Source organism: Acinetobacter sp. GFQ9D191M (assembly GCF_011174875.1).
Lineage (GTDB): Bacteria > Pseudomonadota > Gammaproteobacteria > Pseudomonadales > Moraxellaceae > Acinetobacter.
Genome location: NZ_JAALGV010000162.1, coordinates 1 through 3,345, shown reverse-complemented (window position 1 = coordinate 3,345; position 3,345 = coordinate 1). Strand labels below are relative to the sequence as shown.

The following is a 3,345-nucleotide window of genomic DNA, read 5'->3' as shown; positions in this document are numbered from 1 at the left end:
AATACACCTTATACGAAATAAAAATGGGAGCCTTAAGCTCCCATTTTTTAAGTAATTTTTTCAAATAAGGCTTGGGTGAGCATCTAAAATTCGAATCAATGTAGCTGCTGGTCCAGTTGGATAGCGTCGTCCCTGTTCCCAATTTTGCAGGGTACGGGGGCTAATATGTAGACGTGCAGCAAATTCATTTTGGCTCAAGCCAGTTTTTTCACGTACTTCTTTAATATCAGGCAATTCGAGTTCTGTAACTCGGCTTGCTTTAACTTCTTTACGTTTGATAGCTCCAGCTTCTTTGATTGAAGCAACCAAGTCATCAAATAAGTTGTTATCCATGAAATTGCTCCTTCACGAGTTGGTGCAGAATGGCGGTTTCCTTATCTGTTAAATTATCTTTTACTGATTTTGGATAAGCCACTAAGAAAAAGATCTGATCATCCTCGGTGACCCAATAATAAATCACCCGTATCCCACCACTTTTCCCTTTGTTACCTTGAGCACAACGTACTTTGCGAATACCACCGCCATTCTTGATTAGGTCACCTCTATCAGGCTGTACCAAAAGATCTTGCTGAAGTTGACGATATTCCTCATCAGATACAAGGTCTTTAATTTGCTTGGTAAAGATGCTGGTTTCAATAAATAACATGGACTCTTTATACGTCAATGGCGTATTTGAATTTTAGCAGTTTCCATAACAAAAAACGAGAGCTGGTAGATCTCGTTTCGCATAACAGCCATTATGTTAAATTGTAGTAAGAACTTTAATGCGATAGAGCAGAATGTATATGCAAAATAAGCTTGATAACATTATTCAAGAATTAAAAGAACTATCTGGGAATAGTCGTCTAAACATAGAACTACCTGATGATATTTTCATATCTGCTTATGAACGAAAAATAGGTTTTATTTTTCCAAAAGATTATAAAAAAGTTTTGAAAGAGATTAGCAATATCTTTTATGGAACAATTGAATTAGCGTCTCTTACAGATGAGAAAGAATGCTATCGAGGGCTATCTCAGATATTAAATGATGCTAGGGAGCAAGGTCTGCCAGAAGATTGGCTACCTATTTGTGAAGATAATGGTAGTTATTATTGCCTATCTCCTAATCATAAAATTAGATATTGGACAGCAGATGGATATAGCGATGAGCAGTGGGAAGATTTAGCAGATTGGATCAAGCAAGTTTGGATAGATGGAAATTAAGAATTTCTAAAATTAACATAATACACCTTATACGAAATTAAAAAATGGAGCCTAAAGCTCCATTTTTTAATAACTTTTTTTAAATTGCTAAGCGTAAATTCAGTGCTTTTACAACTTTAATCACAGTATCAAAACTAGGGTTAACATCACCAGAAAGTGCTTTATAAAGACTTTCTCGGCCTAAGCCTGTATCTCGTGATAATTGAGCCATTCCTTTAGCTTTTGCAATGTTACCTAAAGCCTTTGCAATGAATGCGGCATCGCCATTAGATTCTTCAATACATGCTTGTAAGTAAGCCTGCATATCATCCTCTGTTTTAAGATGCTCAGCACTGTCCCATTTGCGAAGTTTAATAGCCATTTATAGCTCCTCCTCTAAATCTTGTGCCAATTGCAGGGCAAGTTTTATATCTTTACTTTGCGTAGACTTATCTCCGCCTGCTAAAAGAATAACAACCCTTTGCCCTTGCTTGCAGTAATAAATCCTATAGCCTGGCCCAAAGAAGAAACGTAATTCAGAAACACCTTCACCGACCGGCTCAGTATCTCCAAAGTTTCCATCTTCAACCCGATCAATTCGGACTTGTATGCGTCTTTTTGCCTGCTGGTCTTTTAACTTGGTGAACCAGTCATCAAAGACTTCAGTGGTATATATTGAGTACATAAGTAGAATGTATCCTATAGGATACATTTATGCAAGAAATAAACTTGATATTTGGGGCTCGAAACGGTGAATTTCGTATAACCGCCATTATGTTAAGTTAATCAAAATTCTTAATGCACCAAAACCTAAAAATTTAAATGGAGTAAAAATGACTTTAAAGGGGTTAGATATTCAAGAAGATTGTATCAAAGCTATTTCTAATGAATCTTTAATATTTGATATTAAGAATAAAGAGTTTTTAGAGGATATAGAAAATCTTTTATTACAGTATTTTCAAAATTTTAGTAATGATTTAAATGGAATTGAGTTTGATAATTTTTCTGTGGAGTTTTGGTTCGATGCAGGACAATTGATTATTTATCCTGAAAAAGATTTATTAGATCGTAAACCCTTTGAATCTGAATATGATTTAGATAGATTAGACCCTTATTTTTATCTAGTTTGTGAAGAATATAGGATATATTTTGATGACTTAATATCTCGAAAAGTAAGCGATCAAGTATCTGAAAAAGAAGCTATTTCTAAAACTAATGACGTAATTGATTGTGTAAGCAAAGCTATAAAAAATATAAATGATGAAAACAATCTTTTAAAGATGTTAGGCAGGCCTAAATTAGAAATAAGATATTTCGGTGTAACGAAAGAAGAACTTTTAGCAAAAGAAATTCTCGTGAAATGAAGTAGATATTTTTGTCGTATTAAGGAAAACTAAAATTAACATAATGGGCGTTATGCGAAGTCAAAAATGGGAGCTTAAGCTCCCATTTTTATTGATGATTTTTTAATTCTTTCAGCATAGCATCCCGTAAAATTTCATTCATTCGTGTTTGATAACCTTTGCCTTGTGCTTTGAACCAAGCAAGTACATCAGCATCTAACCGAATTGAAGTTTGTTGCTTCACTGGGCGGTAAAATTGATTTTGGCGTACAGCACTGCTCCAATCGGTAATTTCAGGAATATCTGATAGATCTAGCTGATCATCAGGAACCGTGCCTTTAGCAAGCAAGCGTTGAATTTCAGCATCTTGCTTCTCACCAAATTTCTCATTCAGCTCTTTGCGTGAGTATCTAACCATGCTCATATTTGTTTCGCTCCGCTTTAGTCACTTGCCTTGCACTAATGATTCGTATGATTTCACAGTCATCTTCATCAAAAATGGTGTGAGCCACCAATAACATTAGTACGCCTTTAACTCGTCCAATGGTTTGCCAACGTTCTTCACCATCGGTATGTCTGTCTTGGATTGAGATCCGTAATGGATCTTCAAAAACAAGGCTTGCAGTTTCGAAAGAGATATCATGCTTTTTCTGATTCTTTCGATTCTTAGCCTCATCCCATTCAAAATACTGTTCCATAAAAAACATTCAAATTTGTATATACAATAATGTATCACAAAATTGTATAACTCAAGTTGAGAAGCGTAATTTTTAGTCAAATTTATTGGCAAGAACTATCAAAACTGCTCATAAAAAAGC

The 3,345-nt window shown here is 34.9% G+C and carries 8 protein-coding genes; 2 read left to right on the top strand and 6 right to left on the bottom strand.

The genetic code is table 11. The annotated features are described in order from the left end of the window. Positions 1-60 precede the first annotated feature (60 nt). Both nadS and G5T77_RS16800 read right to left on the bottom strand, forming a co-directional pair. Positions 61-333 (bottom strand): NadS family protein, encoded by a 273-nt coding sequence (gene nadS, locus G5T77_RS16805; RefSeq protein ID WP_000369781.1) that lies wholly within the window; start codon positions 331-333, stop codon positions 61-63. Then, on the bottom strand, positions 326-646 hold the full coding sequence (locus G5T77_RS16800; RefSeq protein ID WP_000897307.1) for a type II toxin-antitoxin system RelE/ParE family toxin: 321 nt from the start codon (positions 644-646) through the stop codon (positions 326-328). Before G5T77_RS16800 ends, nadS begins: the two co-directional genes overlap by 8 nt. A 139-nt stretch (positions 647-785) precedes the next feature. On the opposite strand from G5T77_RS16800, the gene G5T77_RS16795 reads away from it, so the two are divergent. Then, complete coding sequence (locus G5T77_RS16795; RefSeq protein ID WP_001180106.1) at positions 786-1,205, top strand: SMI1/KNR4 family protein; 420 nt, start codon at positions 786-788, stop codon at positions 1,203-1,205. Positions 1,206-1,284: 79 nt separating this feature from the next. On the opposite strand, the gene G5T77_RS16790 is transcribed toward G5T77_RS16795, so the two are convergent. Both G5T77_RS16790 and G5T77_RS16785 read right to left on the bottom strand, forming a co-directional pair. Next, a complete protein-coding gene (locus G5T77_RS16790; protein WP_000985609.1) occupies positions 1,285-1,566 on the bottom strand; it encodes an addiction module antidote protein in 282 nt (93 codons plus the stop codon). Continuing rightward, positions 1,567-1,869 (bottom strand): type II toxin-antitoxin system RelE/ParE family toxin, encoded by a 303-nt coding sequence (locus G5T77_RS16785; RefSeq protein ID WP_000286964.1) that lies wholly within the window; start codon positions 1,867-1,869, stop codon positions 1,567-1,569. Between the two features lie 148 nt (positions 1,870-2,017). On the opposite strand from G5T77_RS16785, the gene G5T77_RS16780 reads away from it, so the two are divergent. Next, entirely contained in the window at positions 2,018-2,548 is a 531-nt protein-coding gene (locus G5T77_RS16780; RefSeq protein ID WP_000172759.1) for a hypothetical protein, read from the top strand. An 88-nt stretch (positions 2,549-2,636) separates the two neighbouring features. Here the strand turns inward: G5T77_RS16780 and G5T77_RS16775 are convergent, their stop codons facing one another. Then, positions 2,637-2,951, bottom strand: coding sequence for a BrnA antitoxin family protein (locus G5T77_RS16775; protein WP_004728120.1), 315 nt, complete (start codon positions 2,949-2,951; stop codon positions 2,637-2,639). Then, positions 2,938-3,225 carry a BrnT family toxin gene (locus G5T77_RS16770; protein ID WP_000438825.1) on the bottom strand — a complete coding sequence of 96 codons (288 nt, stop codon included), beginning with the start codon at positions 3,223-3,225 and terminating at the stop codon, positions 2,938-2,940. Before G5T77_RS16770 ends, G5T77_RS16775 begins: the two co-directional genes overlap by 14 nt. Between the last annotated feature and the right edge of the window lie 120 nt (positions 3,226-3,345).

Excerpts from the sequence above, each read along its gene's own strand:
- G5T77_RS16780 (WP_000172759.1), top strand. The coding sequence starts at position 2,018 with ATGACTTTAAAGGGGTTAGATATTCAAGAAGATTGTATCAAAGCTATT.
- G5T77_RS16795 (WP_001180106.1), top strand. The coding sequence starts at position 786 with ATGCAAAATAAGCTTGATAACATTATTCAAGAATTAAAAGAACTATCT.
- G5T77_RS16775 (WP_004728120.1), bottom strand. The coding sequence starts at position 2,951 with ATGAGCATGGTTAGATACTCACGCAAAGAGCTGAATGAGAAATTTGGT.
- G5T77_RS16800 (WP_000897307.1), bottom strand. The coding sequence starts at position 646 with ATGTTATTTATTGAAACCAGCATCTTTACCAAGCAAATTAAAGACCTT.
- nadS (WP_000369781.1), bottom strand. The coding sequence starts at position 333 with ATGGATAACAACTTATTTGATGACTTGGTTGCTTCAATCAAAGAAGCT.
- G5T77_RS16785 (WP_000286964.1), bottom strand. The coding sequence starts at position 1,869 with ATGTACTCAATATATACCACTGAAGTCTTTGATGACTGGTTCACCAAG.
- G5T77_RS16790 (WP_000985609.1), bottom strand. The coding sequence starts at position 1,566 with ATGGCTATTAAACTTCGCAAATGGGACAGTGCTGAGCATCTTAAAACA.
- G5T77_RS16770 (WP_000438825.1), bottom strand. The coding sequence starts at position 3,225 with ATGGAACAGTATTTTGAATGGGATGAGGCTAAGAATCGAAAGAATCAG.